Source organism: Falsiroseomonas sp. E2-1-a4, from assembly GCF_051433165.1.
In the GTDB taxonomy this organism is placed as follows: domain Bacteria; phylum Pseudomonadota; class Alphaproteobacteria; order Acetobacterales; family Acetobacteraceae; genus Falsiroseomonas.
Map to the genome: position 1 here is coordinate 1 of NZ_JBHMFS010000008.1, position 24,385 is coordinate 24,385.

The 24,385-nt window shown below is 68.6% G+C and carries 23 protein-coding genes; 13 read left to right on the plus strand and 10 right to left on the minus strand.

Annotation, left to right across the window (positions count from 1 at the left end; genetic code table 11):
- Positions 1–402 precede the first annotated feature (402 nt).
- The 6 genes from rpmI to ACFHNC_RS10460 all read left to right on the plus strand — a co-directional run bounded on the left by rpmI (position 403) and on the right by ACFHNC_RS10460 (position 5,317).
- Positions 403–609: a 50S ribosomal protein L35 gene (gene rpmI / locus ACFHNC_RS10435; protein WP_437169154.1), complete on the plus strand. Its 207-nt coding sequence runs from the start codon at positions 403–405 to the stop codon at positions 607–609.
- A gap of 15 nt (positions 610–624) precedes the next feature.
- Positions 625–990: a 50S ribosomal protein L20 gene (gene rplT, locus ACFHNC_RS10440; RefSeq protein WP_168054450.1), complete on the plus strand. Its 366-nt coding sequence runs from the start codon at positions 625–627 to the stop codon at positions 988–990.
- Between the two features lie 81 nt (positions 991–1,071).
- A complete protein-coding gene (pheS, locus tag ACFHNC_RS10445) occupies positions 1,072–2,157 on the plus strand; it encodes a phenylalanine--tRNA ligase subunit alpha (protein ID WP_437169338.1) in 1,086 nt (361 codons plus the stop codon).
- 3 nt (positions 2,158–2,160) lie between these two features.
- Complete coding sequence (pheT, locus tag ACFHNC_RS10450) at positions 2,161–4,635, plus strand: phenylalanine--tRNA ligase subunit beta (protein ID WP_437169155.1); 2,475 nt, start codon at positions 2,161–2,163, stop codon at positions 4,633–4,635.
- Between the two features lie 30 nt (positions 4,636–4,665).
- Positions 4,666–4,950 (plus strand): AbrB/MazE/SpoVT family DNA-binding domain-containing protein, encoded by a 285-nt coding sequence (locus ACFHNC_RS10455; protein ID WP_437169156.1) that lies wholly within the window; start codon positions 4,666–4,668, stop codon positions 4,948–4,950.
- On the plus strand, positions 4,943–5,317 hold the full coding sequence (locus ACFHNC_RS10460) for a PIN domain-containing protein (protein ID WP_437169157.1): 375 nt from the start codon (positions 4,943–4,945) through the stop codon (positions 5,315–5,317). Before ACFHNC_RS10455 ends, ACFHNC_RS10460 begins: the two co-directional genes overlap by 8 nt.
- Here ACFHNC_RS10460 and ACFHNC_RS10465 read toward each other — a convergent pair whose 3' ends face one another.
- On the minus strand, positions 5,318–5,704 hold the full coding sequence (locus tag ACFHNC_RS10465) for a RidA family protein (protein ID WP_437169158.1): 387 nt from the start codon (positions 5,702–5,704) through the stop codon (positions 5,318–5,320).
- An 82-nt stretch (positions 5,705–5,786) separates the two neighbouring features.
- Between ACFHNC_RS10465 and ACFHNC_RS10470 the strand changes: the two genes are divergently transcribed.
- The 7 genes from ACFHNC_RS10470 (at position 5,787) to ACFHNC_RS10500 (ending at position 14,123) form a co-directional block, all read left to right on the plus strand.
- Positions 5,787–6,779 (plus strand): Bug family tripartite tricarboxylate transporter substrate binding protein, encoded by a 993-nt coding sequence (locus tag ACFHNC_RS10470; RefSeq protein WP_437169159.1) that lies wholly within the window; start codon positions 5,787–5,789, stop codon positions 6,777–6,779.
- A gap of 107 nt (positions 6,780–6,886) precedes the next feature.
- Positions 6,887–8,692 (plus strand): translation elongation factor 4, encoded by a 1,806-nt coding sequence (gene lepA, locus ACFHNC_RS10475; protein ID WP_437169160.1) that lies wholly within the window; start codon positions 6,887–6,889, stop codon positions 8,690–8,692.
- A 40-nt stretch (positions 8,693–8,732) separates the two neighbouring features.
- On the plus strand, positions 8,733–9,713 hold the full coding sequence (locus ACFHNC_RS10480) for a tripartite tricarboxylate transporter substrate-binding protein (RefSeq protein ID WP_437169161.1): 981 nt from the start codon (positions 8,733–8,735) through the stop codon (positions 9,711–9,713).
- 71 nt (positions 9,714–9,784) lie between these two features.
- Positions 9,785–10,279, plus strand: a complete 495-nt coding sequence (locus tag ACFHNC_RS10485) for a hypothetical protein (RefSeq protein ID WP_437169162.1) — start codon at positions 9,785–9,787, stop codon at positions 10,277–10,279.
- Between the two features lie 60 nt (positions 10,280–10,339).
- A complete protein-coding gene (locus tag ACFHNC_RS10490) occupies positions 10,340–11,380 on the plus strand; it encodes an L-idonate 5-dehydrogenase (RefSeq protein WP_437169163.1) in 1,041 nt (346 codons plus the stop codon).
- A 63-nt stretch (positions 11,381–11,443) separates the two neighbouring features.
- A complete protein-coding gene (gene ggt / locus ACFHNC_RS10495) occupies positions 11,444–13,138 on the plus strand; it encodes a gamma-glutamyltransferase (protein WP_437169164.1) in 1,695 nt (564 codons plus the stop codon).
- 19 nt (positions 13,139–13,157) lie between these two features.
- On the plus strand, positions 13,158–14,123 hold the full coding sequence (locus tag ACFHNC_RS10500; protein ID WP_437169165.1) for an NAD(P)-dependent oxidoreductase: 966 nt from the start codon (positions 13,158–13,160) through the stop codon (positions 14,121–14,123).
- 21 nt (positions 14,124–14,144) lie between these two features.
- Here ACFHNC_RS10500 and ACFHNC_RS10505 read toward each other — a convergent pair whose 3' ends face one another.
- The 9 genes from ACFHNC_RS10505 to ACFHNC_RS10545 all read right to left on the minus strand — a co-directional run bounded on the left by ACFHNC_RS10505 (position 14,145) and on the right by ACFHNC_RS10545 (position 24,377).
- Positions 14,145–14,957, minus strand: a complete 813-nt coding sequence (locus tag ACFHNC_RS10505) for a creatininase family protein (protein ID WP_437169166.1) — start codon at positions 14,955–14,957, stop codon at positions 14,145–14,147.
- 13 nt (positions 14,958–14,970) lie between these two features.
- Positions 14,971–15,945, minus strand: coding sequence for an ABC transporter ATP-binding protein (locus ACFHNC_RS10510; RefSeq protein ID WP_437169167.1), 975 nt, complete (start codon positions 15,943–15,945; stop codon positions 14,971–14,973).
- On the minus strand, positions 15,942–17,762 hold the full coding sequence (locus ACFHNC_RS10515) for a dipeptide/oligopeptide/nickel ABC transporter permease/ATP-binding protein (RefSeq protein WP_437169168.1): 1,821 nt from the start codon (positions 17,760–17,762) through the stop codon (positions 15,942–15,944). Before ACFHNC_RS10515 ends, ACFHNC_RS10510 begins: the two co-directional genes overlap by 4 nt.
- Positions 17,759–18,709: an ABC transporter permease gene (locus ACFHNC_RS10520; RefSeq protein WP_437169169.1), complete on the minus strand. Its 951-nt coding sequence runs from the start codon at positions 18,707–18,709 to the stop codon at positions 17,759–17,761. Before ACFHNC_RS10520 ends, ACFHNC_RS10515 begins: the two co-directional genes overlap by 4 nt.
- Complete coding sequence (locus tag ACFHNC_RS10525; protein ID WP_437169170.1) at positions 18,709–20,241, minus strand: ABC transporter substrate-binding protein; 1,533 nt, start codon at positions 20,239–20,241, stop codon at positions 18,709–18,711. The genes ACFHNC_RS10520 and ACFHNC_RS10525 overlap by 1 nt, the downstream gene beginning before the upstream one ends.
- 83 nt (positions 20,242–20,324) lie before the next feature.
- A complete protein-coding gene (locus tag ACFHNC_RS10530; RefSeq protein ID WP_437169171.1) occupies positions 20,325–21,389 on the minus strand; it encodes an ABC transporter ATP-binding protein in 1,065 nt (354 codons plus the stop codon).
- Entirely contained in the window at positions 21,386–22,186 is an 801-nt protein-coding gene (locus tag ACFHNC_RS10535; protein WP_437169172.1) for an ABC transporter permease, read from the minus strand. The genes ACFHNC_RS10530 and ACFHNC_RS10535 overlap by 4 nt, the downstream gene beginning before the upstream one ends.
- The gene (locus ACFHNC_RS10540) at positions 22,186–23,367 is read right to left on the minus strand and encodes an ABC transporter permease (protein ID WP_437169173.1); all 1,182 of its coding nucleotides are present in this window, start codon (positions 23,365–23,367) and stop codon (positions 22,186–22,188) included. The genes ACFHNC_RS10535 and ACFHNC_RS10540 overlap by 1 nt, the downstream gene beginning before the upstream one ends.
- Entirely contained in the window at positions 23,364–24,377 is a 1,014-nt protein-coding gene (locus ACFHNC_RS10545) for an extracellular solute-binding protein (RefSeq protein WP_437169174.1), read from the minus strand. Before ACFHNC_RS10545 ends, ACFHNC_RS10540 begins: the two co-directional genes overlap by 4 nt.
- Positions 24,378–24,385: the final 8 nt, after the last annotated feature.

A 24,385-nucleotide genomic window follows, 5' to 3' on the forward strand; every position in this document is an offset into this window, starting at 1 on the left:
GGCGCTGCCCTCCCTGCACCTCCCCGCCAGGAGGCAGTGGCCTCCCGGTTCTCAGGACCTTTGAGCAGGAGTGGTGAGGGGGCCGGAGCGACCGCTTGTTCGGCGGCACCGCTGGCCCCCTCTCCACTCCTGCTCATGATTCAAGGGTTCCAAGGGTCCACTGACCCTCGGCAGGGGATCGGGCGCATGCGCCCGATGGGGGACAGCGTCCCCCTGCAAGCACCAAGCGCCACCTCTCGCTTGCGCCCCCGCGCTCGCGCCGCTACAAGCCGCGCTCCGCGTGTCATGGCCTCTGGTTGGGCATGCCTGGCCGCGGATACGTGTCCCTGCCGCATGGTGCGGTCTGACTCTCTGAGAGGGGGGTCGGGGTGAGGTGGGACCGGCCAGACCTTGGAGGTCCAAATGCCCAAGATGAAGACCAAGTCGAGCGTGAAGAAGCGCTTCACTTTGACGGCGTCCGGCCGAGTGAAGGCAGGCGTCGCCAACAAGCGCCACATGCTGACGGCGAAGACGAACAAGATGAAGCGGCAGAACCGTGGCACCGCCCTGCTCCCGAAGCAGGATAGCGACACGGTGAAGCAGTGGATGCCTTACGGTGCAGGCCGGTAAGGGAGGATCTGAGAAATGGCACGTGTGAAGCGGGGCGTAACCAAGCACGCCCGTCACAAGAAGATCCTCAAGCTCGCCAAGGGCTATGTCGGTCGGTCGTCTACCGCCTATCGTCCCGCGTTGGAGCGGGTCGAGAAGGCGCTGCAGTATGCCTATCGCGACCGTCGCAACAAGAAGCGTGATTTCCGCGGGTTGTGGATCCAGCGCATCAATGCGGCGGTGCGTGAGCACGGCATCACCTATTCCCGCTTCATGGCGGGCATCAAGGCGGCGAACATCGAGATCGACCGCAAGATGCTGGCGGCGCTCGCCTTCGACGACGCGGCAGGTTTTGCGGCCATCGTCGAGAAGGCGAAGGGTGCCCTCCCCGCGCAGGCCTGAACCTTTCGGGTTCGGACTTCAGACCAAACAGGAGGGCCGTCCCGCAGGGGGCGGCCTTTTCCGTATCCGGATGCTGGCATGATGACGGATGACCTTGCGGTGTTGCGTGCGGAAGCGGAGGCGGCGCTGGCCGGCGCCGCGGATCTGCGGGCGTTGGATGCGGTGCGGGTGGCGGTGCTCGGCAAGGCCGGCAGCCTGAGCGGGCTGCTCAAGGGGCTGGGCGCGGTGCCGGCGGAGGCGCGCAAGGAACGTGGTGCGGCGCTGAATCGCCTGAAGGCCGAGGTCGAGGCTCTGCTGGAAACCCGCAAGGCGGCGCTGGAGGCGGAGGCGCTGACGGCGCGGCTGAAGGCGGAGCGGCTGGATGTGTCCCTGCCGCCGCGGCCCTTCGCGCCGGGCACGGCAGCCGATGGCGGCATCCACCCGATCAGCCGGACGATCGAGGAGCTGACGGCGATCTTCGGCACCATGGGCTTCCGGGTGGTGGACGGGCCGGATATCGAGGGTGACTGGTACAATTTCGGCGCGCTGAACATCCCGGACCATCACCCGGCGCGGCAGGACCACGACACCTTCTACATGCCGGGCACGGATGCGGCGGGGCAGCGCCTGGTGCTGCGGACGCAGACCTCGCCCTTGCAGATCCGCACCATGCTGGGCGAGGCGCCGCCGATCCGCATCATCGCGCCGGGCCGCACCTATCGCGCCGACCATGATGCGACGCACAGCCCGATGTTCCACCAAGTGGAGGGGCTGGTGATCGATCGCGGCATCACGCTCGGTCATCTGAAGGGCTGCCTGACGGATTTTCTCCGCGCCTTCTTCGGGATTTCGGACCTGCCAGTGCGGTTCCGGTCGTCCTACTTCCCGTTCACTGAGCCTTCCATGGAAGTGGATATCGGCTGGAACAAGAAGACCGGCGAACTCGGCGGCGGCGGGGATTGGCTAGAGATTTTGGGCTCAGGGATGGTGCATCCGAAGGTGCTGGCCAACTGCGGGCTGGACCCGCGCGAATGGCAGGGTTTCGCCTTCGGCATGGGGATCGAGCGCATCACCATGCTGAAGCATGGCATGCCGGACCTGCGCCCCTTCTACGAAAGCGACCTGCGCTGGCTGCGCCATTGGGCCGCCGACCCGCTGGCGCCAGCCAGCCTGCATGAGGGGATCTGAGCCATGAAATTCCCCATGAGCTGGCTGCGCGAGCATCTGGAGACGGATGCGACGCTGGAGACGATCACCACGACGCTGTCCGCCATCGGCATCGAGGTCGAGGGCATCGAGGACAAGGCCGCGGCGCTCGGCGCCTTCCGCATCGCGCGGGTGATCGAGGCGGTGCAGCACCCGAATGCGGACCGGCTGCGGCAGTTGCGCGTGGATGTGGGCGACGGGCGCGAGCTGTCCGTGGTCTGCGGCGCGCCGAATGCGCGGACGGGCATGAAGGGCGTGCTGGCGGTGCCGGGTGACTTCATCCCGGGCACCGGCATCACGCTGAAGTTGGGTGAAATCCGTGGCGTGAAATCCGAGGCGATGATGCTGTCGTCGCGCGAGATGGGGCTCGGCGACGACCATTCGGGCATCGTGGACCTGCCGGATGATGCGCCGCTCGGCGAGAGTTATGTGAAGTGGGCGGGCCTCGATGATCCGGTGATCGAGATCAAGGTCACGCCGAACCGGGGCGATGCGCTCTCGGTGCGGGGCATTGCGCGGGACTTGGCGGCGGCGGGGCTGGGCACGCTGAAAGCCTGGGATGTGGCGCCGGTCGCGGCCGCTTATCCCGCGCCGTTGCGGTGGCGCATCGCCGATCCGCGTGCCTGCCTCTGGGTGCTGGGCCGCGCGGTGCGGGGCGTGAAGAATGGGCCCTCGCCGCAGTGGCTGCAGGACCGGCTGGTGGCGATCGGGCTGCGACCGATCAGCGCGCTGGTCGATATCACCAACTACTTCACCTTCGCGGTCGGCCGCCCGCTGCATGTTTTCGATGTGGCGAAGGTTGCGGGCACCGAGCTGACCATGCGCATGGCGCAGCCGGGCGAGGAATTGCTGGCGCTGAACGGCAAGACCTACACGCTGACCAATGAGGACGGCGTCATCGCCGATGCCAATGGCGCGGAAGCGCTGGGCGGCGTTATCGGCGGCGAGCATTCCGGCTGCGACGAGGGCACCACCGAGTGCTTCATCGAATGCGCGCTGTTCGACCCGGTGCGCATCGCGCTGTCCGGCCGCCGGCATGATGTGCGGACCGATGCGCGGTCCCGCTTCGAGCGTGGCATCGACCCGGCGCTGCTGCCCAAGGCGCTGGAGGCCGCGACGCGGATGATCCAGGAATTGTGCGGCGGCGAGGCCTCCGAGATCTCCGAGGCGGGCGCGGAGCCTGCGTGGCAGCGGGACGCAACGCTGCGCTTCGCCCGCGTGCGGGACCTCGGCGGGCTGGAGCTGGATGAGGCCGAGGTTGTCGGCCGGCTCGAACGGCTCGGCTTCACCGTGGCGCAGCGGGATGCGGCGCGCGTGACGGTGGCCGTGCCGTCCTGGCGCAACGACATCGCCGGCCATGGCGCACTGGCGCAGGACCCTTCCCTGCCCGCCGACCGCGCCCGCATCGCCGCCGAGGGCTGCGCCGAAATCGAGCCGGAATGCGATTTGGTTGAGGAGGTGCTGCGCCTCGGCGGGCTGGATGCGGTGCCGGCGGTGTCACTGCCCGTGACCTCCGCGGTGCCGCGCCCGACGCTGTCGCCGAAGCAGGTGCGCGCGGCGCTGGCGCGGCGGGTGCTGGCGGCGCGCGGGATGCAGGATTGCGTGACCTACGGCTTCCTGGACCGCGCCTCGGCGGCACTGTTCGGTGACACGCCGGATGGGCTGCATTTGGAGAACCCGATCGCCAGCGACCTGGACCAGATGCGGCCGACGCCGGTCGCGTCGCTCGCCATGGCGGCGGCCCGCAATGCGGCGCGCGGGTTTGGCGATGTGGCACTCGGGGAAATCGGCGGCGCTTATCGCGACCCGTCGGCGGGGGCGAGCCAGTTGGCGGTGGCCGCCGGCGTGCGCGCCGGGCAGACGGCCGCCAATTGGGCCGCGCCGGCACGGCCGGTGGATGCACTGGATGCGAAGGGGGATGCGCTGGCGGTGCTGGGCGCGCTTGGCGTGCCGATGACAGCGGTGATGCTGACCACGGATGCGCCGGGCTTCTACCACCCGGGCCGGTCCGGCGTGCTGCGCCAGGGGCCGAAGACGGTGCTGGCCACTTTCGGCGAGTTGCATCCGCAAGTGGTAAAGGCGCTTGGCCTGGCCGGGCCGCTGGTGGGTTTCGAGGTGTTTTTGGACGCGATCGCGGAGCCGAAGCGCCGCAAGAAGGGCTTGCCCGACCTGCCCACCTTCCAGCCACTGAAGCGCGATTTTGCGTTCGTGGTCGATGCCACTGTGCCGGCGGAGCAGGTGCTGCGTGCCGCCCGTGGCGCGGACAAGACGCTGGTGACCGAGGTGGTGCTGTTCGACCGCTACGTCGGCGAGCGGATGCAGGAGGGCAAGATCAGCCTGGCCATCCAGGCTACCATGCAGCCGAGGGAGCGTACCCTGACCGATGCGGAGATCGAGGGCGTGACTGCCAGGATCGTCGCCGCGGTGGCGAAGGCGACCGGCGCGGTGCTACGAGGGTAGGCTGTTCCAAGGGGGCGGCAGGAGGCTGCGATGGGCCGGGTCGTGACGGTGCAGGTGGATGCGGAGGGCCGGCTGGTGCTGCCGGAGGAAGTCCGCATCTCGCTTGGCGTGCAGGGCGGTGGCGAGGTGTTGGTGGAGGCCCGCGATGGCCGCCTGCACATCCGCCCCCGCGATGCCGCGATCCGCGAGGCCCAGGCCATGGTGGCCGCGATGGTCCCTTCCGGCCTGAGCCTGGCGGAGGAGTTGATCGCCGAGCGCCGGGCCGACGCCGCGCGCGAACTGGCGGAGGGGGCCGGGCCGCGGCCGCATGGCTGAGGCCGCCCTGCTCGACGCCTCCGCCGTCCTCGCCTTGCTGCAAGCGGAACCGGGTGCCGATTTCGTCGCGGAGGCGATCGAGACGGCGCTGATTTCGGCGGTAACCCGCTCGGAGATCCTCGGGCGGCTGGCGCGCTTCGGGGGCGACGGGACGCCGGCGCTGGATCGGCTATCGCTGCCAGTTCTGCCCTTCACGGCGGCCGAGGCGGACGCCGCCGCCCGCCTGCTTGCCGCCCATCGCGGCGTGCTGTCGCTTGGTGACTGCGCCTGCCTCGCCACCGCCGCGCGGCAGGCGCTGCCCGTGCTCACGGCCGATCGGGTCTGGGGGACGCTCGGTCTGGCGGTGGAGGTCCGGCTGATCCGCTGATCAGTCGCGGCCGAGATAGGCCGTGGCGTCGATCTCCACCAGGCAATCGACGGAGCCCAAGCCGCTGACGATGCAGGAGACGCGGTGCGGCGGGTTCTCGACGAAATTGGCGAAGTAGACCTCGTTCATCGGCTCCCAATTCGCACGGTCCGTCACGTAGACGGTGCATTTCACCACGTCGTCCATGGTGCCGCCGGCTTCCTCAACCAGGGCGTGGATATTGTCCAGCGTCTGCTGGGTCTGGGCGCGGACATCGCCGACCACGAACTTGCCCTCCGCATCTCGCCCCGTGGAGCAGACGAACAGGAAGCCGCCGGCCAGCGTTGCCTGGGCGAAGGGGCGGCTGGATTTGAACACCTTGGGGGATGCGATAGCGCGCTTGGGCATGGCCTTGGGCTCCTTTGGGATGATCCGACGGGTTTGATATTTGCTCTTTCGCCGTCGCGATGGACACGGCACCCTTTTCTGCATGATCGACCGCCGCACCCTGCTTGCCGCCGCAGCCACCTCGCCCCTGGCCAGCCCGGCCCTCGCCCAAATCTCGGCGACCCGGTTTCTGCGCCTGATCGTGCCGAACCCGCCGGGCGGGCAGTCGGATACCATCGCCAGGCTGTATGGGGAGGCGATCCAGGCCACGTCCGGTCAGGCCGTGGTCATCGAGAACCGCACCGGCGCCAACGGGCTGATCGCCATGGACACGGTGGCCAAGGCGGCACCGGATGGGCTGACGACCGGGCTGTTCAGCATCACCCTTTTCACCTCCCTGCCCGCCATGATGGCGCGGATGCCACTGGATGTGGACCGGGATGTGACGCCGATCACAAGCGTCGTCACCTCCACCACGTTGTGCTGCGTGCGGGCGGATCGGGCGGCGGCGCGGGGCTGGACGGATTTCGGCGCGATGCTGGACTGGGCGAAGCGGCCGGGGAATGAACTGACGAATGGCGCGGCCAGCAGCGGCGGCGCTTCGCACCTGCTGACCGCGACCATCGCCCGGCGCAGCGGCGCGGCCATCATCGTGGTGCCGTATCGGGGCGGTTCGCCGGCGCTGAATGATCTGCTGGCGGGCAATATCGACATGGCCTTTGACTTCATGCCGGCCCTGCTGCCGCATGTCGCGGCCGGCACGCTGAAGGCGATGGCCGTGGGGTCCCGCGCCCGAGTGCCATTCCTGCCGGAGGTACCAGGTTTGGGCGAATTCGCCCGCCACGGCATCGGCGAGATCAACCTGCAAAGCTGGAACATCCTGGCGGGCCCCGCCAACCTGCCGCCGGAACTCCAGGAACGGACGGTGGAATTGCTGCGCCGCGCCGCCGACCATCCGGGGCTGGAGGACAGGCTGCGGGCGAATGGCCTGCTGCCGCTGCCGCCGACGGACCCGGCCGCCACCCGCGCCCGCATCCTGGCCGACCGGCCGCGGTGGCAGGAGATGGTGGAGATCAGCGGCGCGCGGATCGAATAGCCAGGGCGCGCGCCGCACCCGGAAAAGTTTGGACTTATCCCGGTTCTGCCCTATCTCCCGGGTAACGCAGGCGGGCCTTTCCCGCCATGGCCGGCGCCCGGAACCAGATGACCGACACACCCCTCTCCCGCATCCGCAACTTCTCGATCATCGCCCATATCGACCATGGGAAGTCCACGCTCGCCGACCGGCTGATCCAGACCACCGGCACCGTGGCGCTACGCGAGATGAAGGAACAGCTCCTCGACAATATGGAGCTGGAGCGGGAGCGCGGCATCACCATCAAGGCGCAGACCGTCCGCCTGCAATACAAGGCGAATGACGGCGAGACCTACATCCTCAATTTGATGGACACGCCCGGCCATGTGGACTTCGCCTATGAGGTGAGCCGTTCGCTCGCCGCCTGCGAAGGCTCGCTGCTGGTGGTCGATGCCTCCCAGGGTGTCGAGGCGCAGACATTGGCCAATGTGTACCAGGCGCTGGACGCGAACCACGAGATCGTCCCGGTCCTCAACAAGATCGACCTGCCGGCGGCGGAGCCGGAGCGGGTGAAGCAGCAGATCGAGGATGTCATTGGCCTCGATGCCTCGGATGCCGTGATGATCAGTGCCAAGACCAGCCTGAACATCGAGGGCGTGCTGGAGGCCATCGTCACCCGCCTGCCGCCGCCGACCGGCGATGCCGACAAGACCCTGACAGCCCTGCTGGTCGATAGCTGGTACGACGCCTATCTCGGCGTGGTGGTGCTGGTGCGCGTGCGCGATGGCCGCCTGCGGAAGGGCATGAAGATCCGCATGATGTCGAACGGCACCGCCCATACGGTGGAGCAGGTCGGCGTCTTCACGCCCAAGATGGTGGCGGTGGACAGCCTCGGCCCGGGCGAGATGGGCTATGTCACCGCGGCGATCAAAACCGTGGCGGATACCAATGTCGGCGACACGCTGACCGATGACCGCAACCCGGCCACCGAAGCCCTGCCCGGCTTCAAGCCCTCCATCCCCGTGGTCTGGTGCGGGCTGTATCCGGTGGATGCGGATGATTTCGAGAAGCTGCGCGAATCCGTGGGCAAGCTGCGGCTGAACGACAGCAGCTTTCATTACGAGATGGAAAATAGCGCGGCGCTGGGCCTCGGCTACCGCTGCGGTTTTCTCGGCCTGTTGCACCTGGAAATCGTGCAGGAACGCCTGTCGCGCGAGTTCGACCTGGACCTGATCGCGACGGCGCCTTCCGTCGTCTACAAGATCACGAAGACGAATGGCGAGGAATCCGAGCTGCACAACCCAGCCGACATGCCGGACCCGAGCGTGATCGAGGAAATCAGCGAGCCCTGGATCAAGGCCACCATCATGGTGCCGGAGGAGTATCTCGGCTCCGTCCTCACGCTGTGCAACGAACGCCGTGGCGAACAGGTGGAGCTGACCTATGTCGGCACGCGCCCGATGGCCGTCTATCGCCTGCCGCTGAACGAGGTGGTGTTCGACTTCTACGACCGGCTGAAATCGGTCTCCCGCGGCTATGCCAGCTTCGACTACACGGTGGATGGCTACCAGCCGGGCGACCTGGTGAAGATCTCCATCCTGGTGAATGCGGAGCCGGTGGATGCGCTGTCCTTCATGGCGCACCGCACCCAGGCGGACCGCCGCGGCCGGCAGATCTGCGAGAAGCTGAAGGAGCTGATCCCACGCCAGCTCTTCAAGATCCCGATCCAGGCCGCGATCGGTGGCCGCGTGATCGCGCGTGAGACGATCAGCGCCATGTCGAAGGACGTGACCGCAAAATGTTATGGCGGCGACATCAGCCGCAAGCGCAAGCTGCTGGACAAGCAGAAGGAAGGCAAGAAGCGGATGCGGCAGTTCGGCAAGGTCGAAATCCCGCAAAGCGCCTTCATCGCCGCCCTGAAGATGGATGCCTGAACCCCCAATCGACCTGCCCGCCCGAGGGAACGAAACCAAGATGACCAAGATCGGAAAGCGCGGCCTGCTCGGCCTCGCCGGCGCCGCGATCGCCGCGCCGGCCTTCGCGCAGGCGGCATTCCCGTCGCGCACCGTCAACATGATCGTGCCCTTCGCCGCTGGCGGGCCGACCGATACGGTGGCGCGGCTGATCGCGCAGGCGATGGGCGCCTCCCTCGGCCAGACCGTGGTGGTGGAGAATGTCGGCGGCGCCGGCGGCACGCTGGGCGCGCAGCGCTGCGCGCAGGCGCGGCCTGATGGCTACACGATCCTGTTGCACCATATCGGCATGGCAACCATCCCGACCCTGTATCGCCGCGTTGCCTACGACCCGCTGAATGGCTTCGAGACGATCGGCCTGGTGACCGAGGTCCCGATGACGCTGGTCGGCCGCAACAGCCTGCCGGCGCAGAACATGACCGAACTTGCCGCCCTGGTGCGGCGCGAGGGTGAGAAGCTGAACTACGCCAATGCGGGCATCGGCGCCGCCAGCCACCTGTGCGGCCTGCTGCTGCAACAGGCGCTCGGCACCCGCATGACCACCGTGCCCTATCGCGGCACCGGCCCTGCGATGAATGACCTGCTGGCCGGCACGGTCGATCTGATGTGCGACCAGACCACCAACACGACGGAACAGATCAAGGCCGGCAGCGTGCGCGGCTTCGCCGTGACCACGCCGGAGCGCATCGCCGCGCTGCCCGACCTGCCGACCGCGGCCCAGGGCGGCCTGCCGGGCTTCGAGGTCAGCGTCTGGCACGGTTTGTATGCGCCGAAGGGCACGCCGGCGCCGGTGATCGCCCGGCTCAACCAGGCGCTGGTGGCGGCGCTGCAGGATGCCAATGTGGGCACCCGCTTCGCCGCCCTCGGCACCGCGCCGGTGCCGGTGGCGCGCGCCACGCCGGAAGCGCATCGCGCATTTTGGCAGGCGGATATCGCCAAGTGGCGGCCGCTGATCCAGGCCGCGGGCCAATACGCCGACTGATTTCGGTAGGCTGCGCGGGCGGGTGGGCCGGTTGGGCCGCCCGATCCGCCGACCCGGTCCGAGACCGCCGCATGAAGGTCATCGAAAGCACCGGCGAACGCCTGGCATTGGAAGATCGCCCGGTCTTCCTCGGCGTGTTCATGGCCATCTTCATCCTGGGCTTTGCCTGGCGGGGGATTTCGGACGCCCTTGCCGGGGACCTGTCCGCGGCCTTCGGCACGCTGGCACTCGCCATTGGCACCACAGCCCTGACCTTCGGCGTGCTGATCGAGGTGGTGCAGCTGCGCCTGGATCGCGCGGAGGGCTTGATCCGCCTGCGCCGGACCAAGGCCACCGGCACCAGGGAGGAGAGCTTCCCCCTGTCAGAACTGCACGGCGCCGAGGTCGAAAGCCGGCGCGCCTTCGGCTCCGGCAAGCGGCGGCAGGCCGCCACCCATCGCGCGGTGCTGATACTGGGGGCGGACCAGCGCCGCGTGCCGCTCTCCAGGACCTTCGCCAGGGGCCGGGGTGCCGAATTGACCGCCGAGGCCATCAACCGCTGGTGGCGCCCCATCAGCAACGGATGATGGCGACGCTTGATCACGAGGCCCAAAGCGTCAAGCATCGGAACATTGGGGAGACCGGACATGCAGGCGGCCAAGGCCATCATCATCCACGCCGCGCGCGATCTGCGCGTGGAGGAACGGGACTCCGCGCCACCTGGCCCGGGCGAGGTCGCGGTGCGCATTCGCCAGGGTGGCATCTGCGGGTCCGACCTGCACTACTACCTGCATGGCGGCTTCGGCGTGGTGCGGGTGCGCCAGCCGATGGTGCTGGGGCATGAGATTGCCGGCGAGGTTGCGGCGCTCGGCGCGGGGGTTGCGGGCCTCGCGGTGGGCGACCGCGTTGCGGTGAACCCGTCCCGCCCCTGTGGCGCCTGCCGCTACTGCCTGGCGGGGCAGGCGCAGCATTGCCTGGACATGCGCTTCTACGGCAGCGCGATGCGGATGCCGCATGTCGATGGGGGCTTCCGCCAGCACCTGGTCTGCGAAGCCGCGCAGGCGGTGAAGCTGCCGGCAAGCATGGACCTGCGCCGCGCCGCCTTCGCCGAACCCCTCGCCGTCTGCCTGCATGCCGCGCGCCAGGCCGGGCCGCTGATGGGCGCGCGCGTGCTGATCACCGGCGCCGGCCCGATCGGCATGTTGTGCCTGCTAGTCGCGCGCCACGCCGGCGCACGGCAGGTGGTGATGACCGACCTGGCGCCGAAGCCGCTGGCCCTGGCGCGTGAACTCGGTGCCGATGCGGCGCATGATCTGCGGGCGGAGCCGGAGGCACTGGCGGCCTATGGCGCAGACAAGGGCACATTCGACGTGGTGTTCGAATGCGCTGGCAGCGGCCTGGCGCTGGCGGGTGCCATCGCGGCGGCGCGGCCGGGGGCCACCATCGTGCAGGTCGGCATCGGCGGCGATGCCTCCGTGCCGCTGAACACGCTGGTGGCGAAGGAGATCACGCTGCGCGGCACCTTCCGCTTCCATGAGGAGTTCGCGCTGGCCGTCGATGCGCTCGCCCGCGGCGCGATAGACCCGATGCCGCTGCTGACCGAAGTGCTGCCGATGGAGGACGCCGTGGCCGCCTTCGACCTGGCCGCCGACCGATCCCGCGCCATGAAGGTCCAGTTGGCGCTGTAGCCCCCCTTCCCGCTTTCGCCATCGCGGACCAGACTGCGCGGCATGCAGCAGATGGGTCCGGCGATGGCATCGGTTTCCGTAGGGCAGAACGGCTTTCCCCTGACGCTGGAGAAGACGCCCGCCACCGGCTCTCGCGGCGTGGTCACCAGCAACCACCCGATGGCGTCCTCGGCTGGCGCGCAGGTGCTGCTGGAGGGCGGCAATGCGGTGGATGCCGCCATCGCCACGCTGTTCGCGCTGACGGTGGTGGAGCCGATGATGGTCGGCGTGCTGGGAGGCGGCGTGGGCCATATCCGCATGGCGGATGGGCGGCACGCGGTGATGGATGGCCTGTCCACCGCACCGGCCGCCGCCACGCCCACGATGTACACGCCGCGCACCGACATGCCGCCGGAGGAGCGGGAGGTGGAGGGCCGCACCAATGCACTGGGTGCCCTCTCCGTCGCCGTGCCGGTATCGCTGCGCGCCTGGGCGCAGACGCTGGAACGCTTCGGCACCTGGTCGCTGGCGGATGTGATGGCGCCGGCCATCCACCTGGCCGCGAATGGCTTCCGGGTGACGCCGTATCTGTCCGACTGCATCGGCGATGCCGCCGCGGACCTGGCGCGCGATGCGGATCTCGCCGCTCGCTTCCTGCCGGGTGGTGCGAAGCGCGCGGCCGGGGAGCGCCTCGTGCAGGGCGCGTATGCGGAGACGCTGCGCGCCATCGCGCAGGGCGGGCCGGATGTGCTGCATGACGGCGCGCTGGGCGGGCTGGTGGCGGATGCACTGGCCGCCAGCGGCGGCATCATCACCCGCGCCGACCTGCGCGCCAGCCGGCCGATCGAGCGTGCGCCGATCGGCGCGCAGTATCGCGGCTATGAGGTGTTCGCGCCGCCGCCACCCGCCTCAGCCGGCGTGCATGTGGCGCAGATGCTGAACCTGCTGGACGGCTTCGATGTCGCCGGGATGGGCTTCGGCACGGTGGAATCCTGGCATTTGGTGGCGGAGGTGCTGAAGATGGCCTTCGCCGATCGCGCGGTGGCCACGGCAGACCCGGATTTCGTCACCGTGCCGGTCGGGAAGCTGACCTCCCGCGCCTATGCCGATCTGCGCCGCGCGGAGATCGATATGGCGCGGGCGCAGGAGTGGGCCGCGCATCCCTCACTGGGCGAATCGAACTGCACCACGCATGTCACGGTGGCCGATGCCGCGGGCAACATCGTTGCGACGACGCAGACCATCAACGCGCTGTTCGGCGCCCGCATCGCCATCCCCGGCACCGGGCTGATCGCCAACAACTACATGCACAACTTCGACCCGCGGCCGGGGCTCGCGCTGTCTGTGCAGCCGGGCAAGCGGGTCTATACCTCGATGGCGCCGACCATCGCGTTGAAGCACGGCAAGCCCGCTTTCGCGCTCGGCCTGCCCGGCGGGCTGAAGATCTTTCCGTCCGCTTTCCAGGCGGTACTCAACCTGATCGACCATGGCATGACGCTGCAACAGGCGGTGGAAGCGCCGCGCATCTGGACGCAGGGCCTGGCGCTGGAGCTGGAGCCGGCAGTGCCGGATGCCGTGGCGGCCGCGCTGGCCGCGCGCGGGCATGCCGTGCGGCGCGTGGCGACGATCGGCGGCGGTATGAACGGCATTGCCTTCAACGCCGATGGCACGATGACGGGCGCCGCCTGCTGGCGCGCCGATGGATCGGTGGTGGCATTGGGCGGCGGGCTGGCGCGAGCCGGCGTGCGCTTCGTGCTGGAAACCGGCAAACCTGTTTGACCCTCCCCAGGATCGCAAAATGACCCAAAAGATCGCCTTGTTGCAGCCCATCGCCGGCGAAATGGCCGAGATCATCCAGTCCCTGCTGCCGGAGGGCTTTACCGCCACGGCGGTGAAGGGCCGCAGCGTGGAGGACCTCAAGGCCGAAGTCGCCGATGCCGACTACGCGCTGTGGTGGGACGTGCCGGTGCCGGCGGAGGTGCTGGCCGCGGGGCCGAAGCTGAAGCTGCTGCATAAATGGGGCGTGGGCATCGACAACATCGACCTGGATTACTGCCGCAAGCACGGCATCCAGGTGGCGCGCACCACCGGCAGCAATGCGGCCCCTGTGGCGGATTTCACCATCGGCCTGATGCTGGCCCTCGCACGCCGCATCGTGCCCGCGCATAACAGCACCGCCGCCGGCGGCTGGGCGAAGAACGAGGTGTGGAAGCAGTCGGTGATGCTGACCGGCAAGACCGTCGGCATCATTGGTCTCGGCGCCATCGGCAAGGGTGTGGCGAAGCGCCTGCAGGGTTTCGATTGCCGCGTGCTGTACTACTCCCGCACGCAATTGCCGGAGGATCAGGCGCGCGCGCTCGGCGTGGAATATCGCGCGCTGGATGACCTGCTGGGCGAGGTCGATTTCCTCTCGCTCAACTGCCCGCTGACGCCGGAGACCACCGGCATGATCAACGCCGCGGCGCTGTCCAGGATGAAGCCCAGCGCGATGCTTATCAACGTCGCGCGCGGCGGCGTGGTGGTGGAGGCGGATCTGGTTGCCGCGCTGAAGGCCGGCACCATCCGCGCCGCGGCCGTCGATGTGTTCGACCAGGAACCGCCGCCCGCCGATCACCCGCTGCTGCACATGGACAACGTGATCGTCACGCCGCACTGCGCCAGCACGGCCTATGAGAACAGCCGCCGCAGCATCCAGCATTGGCTGGGCAACATGGTACGCGTCTCGAAGGGCGAGCCGATTCCGGAGCAGGACCGCGTCGTCTGACGCGGCCCCGCTGCTCCGCCGCTACTGCTTCGCGTAGTGGTGGCAGAAACCGGCGCCGATCTCGGTCAACCGGTCCGCGATCAGCTTGCCGGATTCCGCGCTGCACAGCCGCGGATCGCCGGTGCCGAGGCCATTCGGGCTGACTGCGTCATACTCGATCGGCACCGTCACCTCGGCGCCCTGGAAGCTCAGCGAGCCCCAGCCCTGGAAAGGCAGGCCGAGCGCCATCGGGTTGCCGCTGCGGGGTTCGGGGATGAGGTCGGTGCGGATGCGCTCGGGAAACAGATGCATGCCGAGGCTGGTCAGCGGATCGGCGCCGTGGCTGGACACGGCCTTGGCCTTCTCCGCCCCCAGCAGCTTCGGCATCTCCGCATAGGCGATGCGCCACAGATACAGCGCCGGGATCACCAGACCGGTCTTGTGCATCACCGCGCGCGTCGCCTCGTTCACGACGTTGACGTTGCCGCCATGGCCATTGATGACGATGAGCTTCGTCAGCTTGTGCCGCAGCAACTCGCCAAACATTTCGTCCAGCACGGCGCGGAAGGTGGCGGCGGACAGGGCGATGCCGCCGGGCATTGGGCCGAAAAAATCGCCCTTGCCGAAGGGCAGCACCGGCGCGACGACGGTGCGGGTGCCCTCCGCGGTGGCGCGCAGCGCGATCAGCGCCGCCATTTTCTCGGCCAGGAAATAGTCGCCCATCGGCGCATGCGGACCCTGATCCTCATGGCTGCCCATCGGCAGCAGGATCACCGGGTTCTGCGGGTAGAGCGTGCGGGCCTCATCGCCCGTGATCTCGCCCATGCGGACTTTCGTCGGCGATATCTCAGTCATGCTGGCGGGTTCCTCAGTTGATCTCATCGGCACGGATGCAGGCCACACGATGCGCTGGCCCGGTGAATGCGCGAAGGGGGGGCACGGCTTGCGCGCAATCCGGCCGCGCATGCCGGCAGCGTGTCCGGAACACGCAGCCGGAGGGCGGGTCGGAGGGGCTGGGCGGCTCGCCCGGCAGGATCTCGCGCGTCAGCCGCCGCGCCGGGTCCAGCATCGGCGTCGCCGACAGCAAGGCGCGCGTATAGGGGTGCGAGGGTCGGGCAAAAACCTCCGCCACCGGCCCTTCCTCCATGACGCGGCCGAGATACATGACGATGACGCGGTCACAGAGATGCCGCACCACGGGCAGGTCATGGCTGATGAACAGCATCGCCAGGCCAAGGTCGCGCCGCAGCTCCGCCAGCAGCTTTACCACCTGCGCCTGGATCGAGACATCCAGCGCCGAAACTGGCTCATCCGCCACCAGGAAATCCGGGTTGGTGGCGAGCGCGCGCGCAATGCCGAGCCGCTGGCGCTGGCCGCCGGAGAATTCATGCGGATAGGCGCCAAGCCGCTGCGGATCGAGGCCGACGCGCACGAACATCTCCGTCAGTTTCGCGCGGCGTTCGGCGGCGGAGAGCTTGGTGTGGATCGCCAACCCATCCTCGACCTGTGCGCCGATACTCCGCCGCGCATCGAGGCTGCCGAAAGGGTCCTGGAAGACGATGCCCATGCGCGCGCGCAACGCCCGCCAGGCGGGGCTGCCCGGCTTAGGCAAAACCCTGCCATCGAAGCGCACGGCGCCGCCCGTCGCGGCCAGCAGCCCGAGCAGCACCCGACCGAGCGTGGATTTGCCGCTGCCGCTTTCGCCCACCACGCCCAGCGCCTCGCCCCGCGCCACCGTGGCATCCACGCCCGCCACCGCCCGCACCGGCTTGCCGAGCGCGAAGATGCCGCGAGGCGCGAAGGTCATTTCAACACGCTCGGCGATCACCAGCGGTTCGGTCATGCGCGCAGCTCCCGCCAGCGCACGCAGCGCACCGCCCGGCCCTGCACCTCCTCCAGCGGCGGCGGCGTTTCGCAGGCAGCGGTGGCGAAGGCGCAGCGCGGTGCGAAGCGGCAGCCGGGCGGCCAGCGATCGGGGCGCGGCACGACGCCGGGAATGCCCTCAGGCTCGATGTCGCCATCCGGCACGGCGGCCAGCAGCGCGCGGGTGTAGGGGTGCAGCGGGTTGGCAAAGATCTGCGCGACGGGGCCGCGTTCCACCACCTGCGCGGCGTACATCACCACCACATCCTCGGCCACTTCGGCGACAACGCCGAGCGAGTGGGTGATAAGCACCAGGCCCATCCCCTCCTCGCGCCGCAACTCCGCCAGCAGATCGAGGATCGCGGCCTGCACCGTCACATCCAGCGCCGTGGTGGGTTCGTCCGCGATCAGCAGGCGCGGCTTGTTGGCGATGGCCATCGCGATCATCACGCGCTGGCGCATGCCGCCCGAGAGCTCGTGCGGATAGGCGCGCGCACGGCGTTCGGGGTCCGCGATACCGACACGCTTGAGCAACGCCACCGCCTCCGCACTCGCCTCCGACGCGGGCACGTCACGATGCGCGCGAATCGCCTCCGCCACCTGGTCACCGACTCGATGCACGGGATTCAGGCTGCTCATCGGGTCCTGGAACACCATCGCCATGGCGCCACCGCGCAGTTTTCGGCGGGCTGGCTCCGGCATGCGCAGCAGATCCTCGCCGTCGAAGCGCGCCACGCCATCGGCCACGCGCGCCGCCGGCGGCAGCAGGCCCATGATCGCGGTGGCCGCCATGGATTTGCCGGAACCACTTTCGCCGACAATCGCAAGGGTGCGCCCGGTATCAAGACGGAAGGACATATCCTCCACGGGCCGGATGATGCCGCCTGGCGTTGCGATCTCCACCGTCAGTCCCTGCACATCCAGCAGCGGCTGCGGCGCGGCGGGTGCGGGGAACAGGCCGGGCAGCAGACGGTCCACCAGCCGCAATTTCGGCCCGCCGCCACCGCCGCGCTTGTCCGCCACGTCGCGCACCGCATCGCACAGCAAGTTCATCGCCAGGATGGTAACGGTGAGCGCCAGGCAGGGCCACAGCAGAAGCATCGGCGCCTGTTCCATGGTGGCGCGCGCACCGCGGATCATCAGGCCCCAGGACGGTGTCGGCGGCACCACGCCAAGGCCGAGGAACGACAAACCGCTTTCCAACACCACGGCGGAGGCAACGGCCAGCGAGACCTGCACCAGTACCGGCCCGGCAATGTTCGGCAGCACCGTGCGCAGCAGGATGCGCGGCGTGCGGGCGCCCAACGCGCGCACCGCCTCCACATAATCCTGGCTGCGCGCCGAAAGGACTTCGGCAAAACTCACGCGGATGAAGCCAGGCAGATACAGCACGGACAGCACCAGGATCAGCGTGCCGGTGCCCGGGCCGAGCAGCGTCACCACCAGCAGCGCCAGCAGCACCGGCGGGAAGCACAGCACCACATCCGCACCACGAATCGCGAACACCTCCGCCAACCCGCGAAACCAGCCGCCAAGCAGGCCCAGCGCCGTGCCGATCACCGCCGCGATGGCCGCGGAGGCGAAGGCGACAGCCAGCGAGGATCGTGCGCCCCAGATCAGCCGGGACATCACATCCCGCCCGAATTCGTCGCGCCCCATCCAACTGCCGGGCACGTATGCGACCAGGCGGTTCGCCACATCCTGCCGTACCGGATCCATCAGCGGCAGCAGCGGCGCGGCGGCCGCGATCAGCACGATCAGCGCGACAAGACCGGCCGGCAGCCACAGCCGCTTCATGAACGGGTGATCCGCGGGTCGAGCGCGGCGTAGATCAGGTCCATCGCCAGGTTGATCAGCAGGAACAGGCCGGAGACGGTGATGACGATGCCCACCACCATGGGATAATCCCGCGCCTCCACCGCGCGCAGCAGCGGCGTGGACAGGCCAGGCCAGTTGAAGACGTACTCCACCAGCACCGTGCCGCCCAGCAGCGTGCCCATCTGCAGGCCGAGCACGGTGGTAACCGGGATCAGCGCATTGCGCACCACGTGCCTTCGCAGAACCCGTTGTGGCGTCAGCCCCTTCGCCCGCGCGGTGCGGACATGGTCACGCGACAGCGCATCCAGCACGGACGCGCGCGTCATGCGGAAGATGGTCGCCGCCAGCCCCTTGGCGACGGCGACAGCCGGCAGTGACAGCAGCACCAGATGCCGCACCGGATCCTCCGCGAGTGGGACATAGCCGCCCGCCGGCATCCAGCGCAGCCATTGCGCCAGCACCAGGATCAGCAGCGTGCCCAGCACGAAGACCGGCACCGCCTGCAACACGGCGGCGAGCGATGAGGCAATACGGTCGAAGGCGCCACCCTGCCGCACCGCGGCGAAGGTGCCGGCCGGCAGCGCGACCGCCACCGCCAGCAGCGTGCCCGCCAGGATCAGCTCCAGCGTGCGCGGCAGGCGCAGCGCGATCTCGGCGGCCACCGGATAATCATCGACCAGCGACGTGCCGAGATCGCCCTGCGTGAGGCCATACAGGAAGGCGCCATACTGCTCCAGAATCGGCCGGTTCAGGCCGAGCCGTTCGCGCAGCTCCGCGATGGCGTAGGCATCCGGCATGGCGCCGCCGGTGGAAAGCAGCATCTCAGCCGGATCGCCTGGCACCATGTGCAGCGCCAGGAAGACGATGCTCGCCACCACCCACATCAGCAGCAGCGACAACCCGACACGTTTTGCCAGCCACCACATCAGCCGAACGCCGCGAACTCCAGCAACGCCCCCGATGACGTGGTCAGCGCGCCCGGCAGATTGGTGAAACCGGTGATGCGGCGGTCGAAGCCGTAGCCCTGCTCGCGCCAGGCGAGGGCAACCACCGGCACTTCCTCCAGCGCCGCGCGCTGCATGTCCTTGTAGATCTCGACGCGCTTCGCCTGGTCGAACTCCGTGCGGCCCTTCGCCAGCAGCTCCACCGTGCGCGGCGTGGACAGGCGGAAGGAACGGCCATGCGCATCGGACAGCGAGGTGTCCAGAACCACCGTCAGCCCATCCGGGTCGTTGAAGTCAGCGGAGACGCCATGCACCGCGATGTCGTACTGCCCGCGGATGCCGGCGGAGACGCGGGTGGACCAATCCGTCAGCCGCAGCTCCGCCTGGATGCCGATGGCGGCGAGGTATTGCTGGCTGATCTCGGCGCTGTCCTTGTGCATGCCGAATTGCGAAGTCGCCAGCAGCGTGGTGGAGAAGCCGGTGGGGAAACCCGCCTGCGCCAGCAGCGCCTTGGCGCGTTCCGGGTCATAGGCATGGCCCTTGGCGAGTTCCGCATCGTACCAGGGCGTGCCTTCAACGATCGGCATGCCCTCAATCGGCTTGCCGCGCCCGGAGAAGGCAACGCGCACGATATCCTCCCGTTTCACCGCATGCGCGACGGCACGGCGCACCAGCGGGTTGTTGAAGGGCGGGCGGGTGCCGTTGAACAGGATGTCCATGAACGGGCCCATCTGCGCGTCCAGCTTCAGTCGCGGGTCGTTCTCCACCGCCGCCATGCCGGACCAGGGGACGTATTCCACCATGTCCACATCGCCGGATTGCAGCGCGGCGAGGCGCAGATTCTCATCCGCATAGACCACCATGCGGATCACCGGCGTGCGCGGCAGGCCGGGCACCCAGTAGTTGTTCGCCTTCTCGAGCTGAATCCAGGTGCCGCGTTCTTGCGACGCGACACGATAGGGCCCGCAGCCCACGGCATTGGCCATGTCGCGCGATCCGCGCCAGACGATGGCCATATTGTAGTTGGCGAACCACAGGGGCGCGGTCACGTTCGGCGCCTTCATCACCAGCCGCACCGTATGCGCATCCGGCGCCTCCACACGCTCGATCTGCTGCATCTGTGTGCGGTAGTAGGCGGTGGAGCGTTCGCCGGCGATCTGCTCGATGCACCACTTCACGTCCTCCGCCGTGACCTTCTCGCCATTGTGGAACACGGCATCCGGGCGCAGCTTAAAGACCCAGGCGCCCTCGGCATCGCGCGAATATTCGGAGGCGAGCTCGCCCTGCAACTCACCCTTCTCATCGAAGCGCATCAGGCGGCGGTGGATCAGCATCTTCACCGTACCGGCAGAGGCGCCGGTGGAGGGCCAGGGCTGGAGGTTAGGCGGCCAGGCGGACAGCCCCATGCGGATCACACCGGGCCGCTGCTGCGCCCGAGCCGGGTTGGTCAGCATCGGCGCCGCGCCCAGGCCGGCTGCGGCACCGAACAGCGTGCGTCGGGTCAAATGGGGCATGGGCTTTCCTTCGGCGGGTGCGATGCAGCAAATTCGTCTCGAATGCCACGCGGGAAGACGACTTCTGTCAAGCGCAATCTGGCTCAGACAGCCGGAAACACCGTGATGGCCGCGGCAGGGATGCCGAGCTGCACCATCGCACCCGGCTGCGGCACCACATCCTGCCGCGGCAGCTTCACGATGAAATCCGTGCGCCCCGCCTGCGCCAGGCGCAGGCGCGAATGGTCGCCGAAATACACCACCTCCTCCACCCGCGCCGTCGCGGTGTTCGCCATGCCCTGCGCGGCGGCGCCAAGCACCACACGCTCCGGCCGGATTGAGAGCAGCACGGCGGCCCCTGCCGGCAGGTCGTGCGGCGTGGTGGTCAAGGTACTGCCATCGCCGAGCCGCAGCCGCGTCGCATCCAGCACGCGTGCGGGAAGGCGGTTGTTCTCCCCGATGAAGCCGGCGACGAAGGGGTTGGCGGGATGCTCATACACCGCCTCCGCCGTACCGAGCTGCTGGATACGGCCTTCGTTGAACACGGCGATGCGGTCCGACAGTGTCAACGCCTCCGCCTGGTCATGCGTGACATAGACCATGGTGACGCCGAGCTGCGCGTGGATGCGCCGGATCTCGGCCTGCAACTCCTCCCGCAACTGCTTGTCCAGCGCGCCGAGGGGTTCGTCCAGCAGCACCAGCTTCGGCTCGAAGATCAGCGCGCGGGCGAGCGCCACGCGCTGCTGCTGACCGCCCGACAATTGCTGCGGGCGGCGATCGCCGAAGCCGGGCAGGCGCACCATCTCCAGCGCGCGCTGCGTGCGGGTGGCAATCTCGGCGCGGGGCATGCGGCGGATGGAAAGCGGGAAGGCCAGGTTCTCCGCCACCGTCATGTGCGGGAACAGCGCGTAATTCTGGAACACCACGCCGATGCCGCGGCGATGCGGCGGCACCGTGTCGATGCGTGCGCCATCCAGCTCGATGCGGCCGGAGGATGGGTCCTCGAAGCCCGCCAGCATCATCAGCGTGGTGGTCTTGCCGGAGCCGGAGGGGCCGAGCAGGGTCAGGAACTCGCCACGATGCACATCGAGGTTCAGCGCGGCTACAACCTGCGTGTGTCCGTCATAGGTTTTCGTCACGTCGCGGAAGCGCACCAGCGGGTCGGTCATCGCGCCACCTTGCGCGCAGCGCGCAGGCGCAGTGCCTCACTCGCCAGCAGGAACAGCAACGAGCACAGGAACAGCAGCGTGGCGGCGGCCAGGATGGTGGGTGTCAGGAATTCGCGGACGGAGGCATACATCTGCCGCGGCAGCGTGAATTGCCCGGGGCCCGCCAGGAACAGCGTGATGACGAATTCATCGAGCGAGGTGGCGAAGGCGAAGACGGCGCCAGCCGCGATGCCCGGCCAGATGTTCGGCACGACCACGCGCAGGATCGCCGGCAACGGTGCCGCGCCGAGCGAGGCGGCGGCGCGCAGCAGATTGGCATCGAAGGTCTGCAAGGTCGCCAGCACCGCCATCACCACGAAAGGCACGGCCACCACGGTGTGCCCGAGCACCAGCCCCAGCAGCGAGCCGGTCAGGCCAGCCAGCGAATAGGCGAAATACATTGAAGCGGCGGTGACAATGTAGGGCGTGACCAGCGGCAGCGTCAGCAACGTGACGAGCAGCGCCTTGCCGCGGAAGCGCCCAAGCTGCAGCCCGATCGCCGCCGCCGTGCCCAGCAGCGTGGCCAGCAGCGTGGTGGCGATGGCGACGACGAAGCTGTTGCGCGTGGCCAGGACCCAGCGCCCGGCCGTCAGGAAATCCTCATACCAGCGCAGGGAGAATCCGCGCGGCGGCAGCACCATCAGCTCGGTGGGGGAGAAGGACAGCACCACCACGGCAAGCATCGGCGCCATCAGGAAGGCCAGCACCAGAACCGTGGCGCCGCGCAGCAGCCCGCGCGCCAGCGGATGGTCGCGCATCAGGCGCGTGCCCCGGTCTGGACGGTGCCACCGGTCAGGATGCGGGTCAGTGCGATGACGGCGCCGCTCATCGCCAGCAGATAGGCGGACAGCGCCGCTGCCATGCCCCAGTTCACTTCGCGTGTCATGAAATTGGCGATGAACCAGGTCACCATCTGGTCCCGGTCTCCGCCGACCAGGGCCGGCGCCGTGTACATGCCGACCGAAAGCAGGAACACCATGGCCCCGCCTGCCGCGACGCCCGGAAGGCTGAGCGGCAGCCAGACGCGGAAGAATCGCTGCACGCCATTCGCGCCGAGAGACGCCGCGGCACGCAGATAGGTGGCGTCCAGCCGCGTCATCACGCTGTGCATCGGCAGGATGGCAAACGGCAGCAGCACATGCACCAGCGCCAGCAGCACGGCGATGCGCGTGCCCAGGATCTGCGCCGGCGCATCCAGAATCCCGAGCCCCAGCAATGCATCATTCACCGGCCCTTCCCGTTGCAGCAGCACATACCAGGCCGTGGTCCGCACCAGCACGGAGGACCAGAAGGGGATCAGCACGAGCGTCAGCGCCACGGAAGACCAGGGCGCGCGCAGCCGGGTGATGGTATAGGCCACGGGATAGGCCAGCAGCACGCAGATCGCGGTGACCAGCAGGCTGACCCAGAGCGTGCGCAGGAACAGCGTCTGGAACAGTCTTTCGTCGGCCGGCACCTGTTCAATCGCGCCATCAGGCCCGCGCGAAAAATCCAGGGCGCGCAGCAGGTACAGCGAGGTGGTCGGTCCTCCGGCCCGTTGCAGCATCTTCCAAGTCTCGGACTCCCCCCAACGCGCGTCCAGCGCGATCAGCGAAGCGGCATAGGGCGCCTGCAGGCGGTCTCCGGCGCGCGCGGTGCGCAGCAGCAGCGTGCGGAAACCGGTGCGCTCGAAATTCATCCTCTGCGCCACGTCGCCGATGCGGCGTTCATCCAGCGCCGCGGCCAATTCGCGCGCCATGGCGGCGAAGGCCTGTTCCGGCGGCAGCCCCTGCCCATCCCAGGCCGCCAGCACCGCGCTGGTCTCCGGCAGCGCGGCGGCCACCTCCCGGTCGGCGACGGCGCGGAACAGCGTCAGCCCCACCGGCAACAGGAAGCTGCCGATAATCAGCAGCAGAAGCGGCGCGATCAGCAGCGCCGCCAGCCAGTTCGTGCGCCTCAACGATTAAGCCAGGAGGCGAAGCGCTGCTCCAGATCCGGGCCATTCTCCAGCCAGAACTCGGTATCGATCTCCAGGCCACCGGCCTGGTGATTCGTCATCATCAGCGGGTTGCGGGCGCGCACATCCGGGTCGTTGGCAACGGATTGCACCGCCGGGTTGATCGGCCACAGCCGCGTCAGTTCCAGCAACGGCCCGGGGCTGGTGATGTGCTCGATCAGCCGCATGCCCTGCGCCGCATTGGGCGAACCCCGCACCACCGCCCAACTGTCATAGGCGTACAGCAGCGTGGACCAGCGCAGATTGTAGCGCGCCCCGGCGCGGATGCCGTTGGCAACACGGCCGACGAAGCCGACCGCGTAGGCAACCTCCCCGCTGTTCACCAGCTCGATCGGCTGCTGACCGCCGGTCCAGAAGGTCACATGCGGCCGCAGCCGGTCGAGGGCGGCAAAGGCGCGCTGCTGGCCCTGCGGCGTCGCCAGCACCTTGTAGACATCGGCGGGCGGCACGCCATCGCCCATCAGCGCGATCTCCAGCGTCATCCGCGCACCGCGGCGCATGCTGCGGCGGCCGGGGAAGCGGGCGGTGTCGAAGAACTCGACGAAATTGGCGGGACCGTTCGGGTGCCGCGCCTCATCGTAGAAGACGGAGACGCCCCAGCCGATGGCGCCCGCGCCGCAAGTGGTCGCACCGCCCGGCATGAATTTGTCGCGGTTCACCACGGACCAATCGATGCGCTCGAAGATTCCATCCTCGCAGCCGCGCACCAGGTCCGGCGCCTCCACCATCACCACGTCCCAGGTGACGTTATTGGCCTGCACCATCGCGCGGATTGGGCCGACATTGTAGTCATACGCCGTATCCACCACCGGCCCGCCGGGAAAAGTGCCGAACAACGTGCTGCGCATATGGTCCTGCAGCGCACCGCCGCCGGCCACGATGGTCAGGTCGCGCGCCATGGCCGGCGTTGCGGCAAGCAGGAGGGCGGCAAGGGGGGCGAACAGGCGCCGCATTGTCTTGG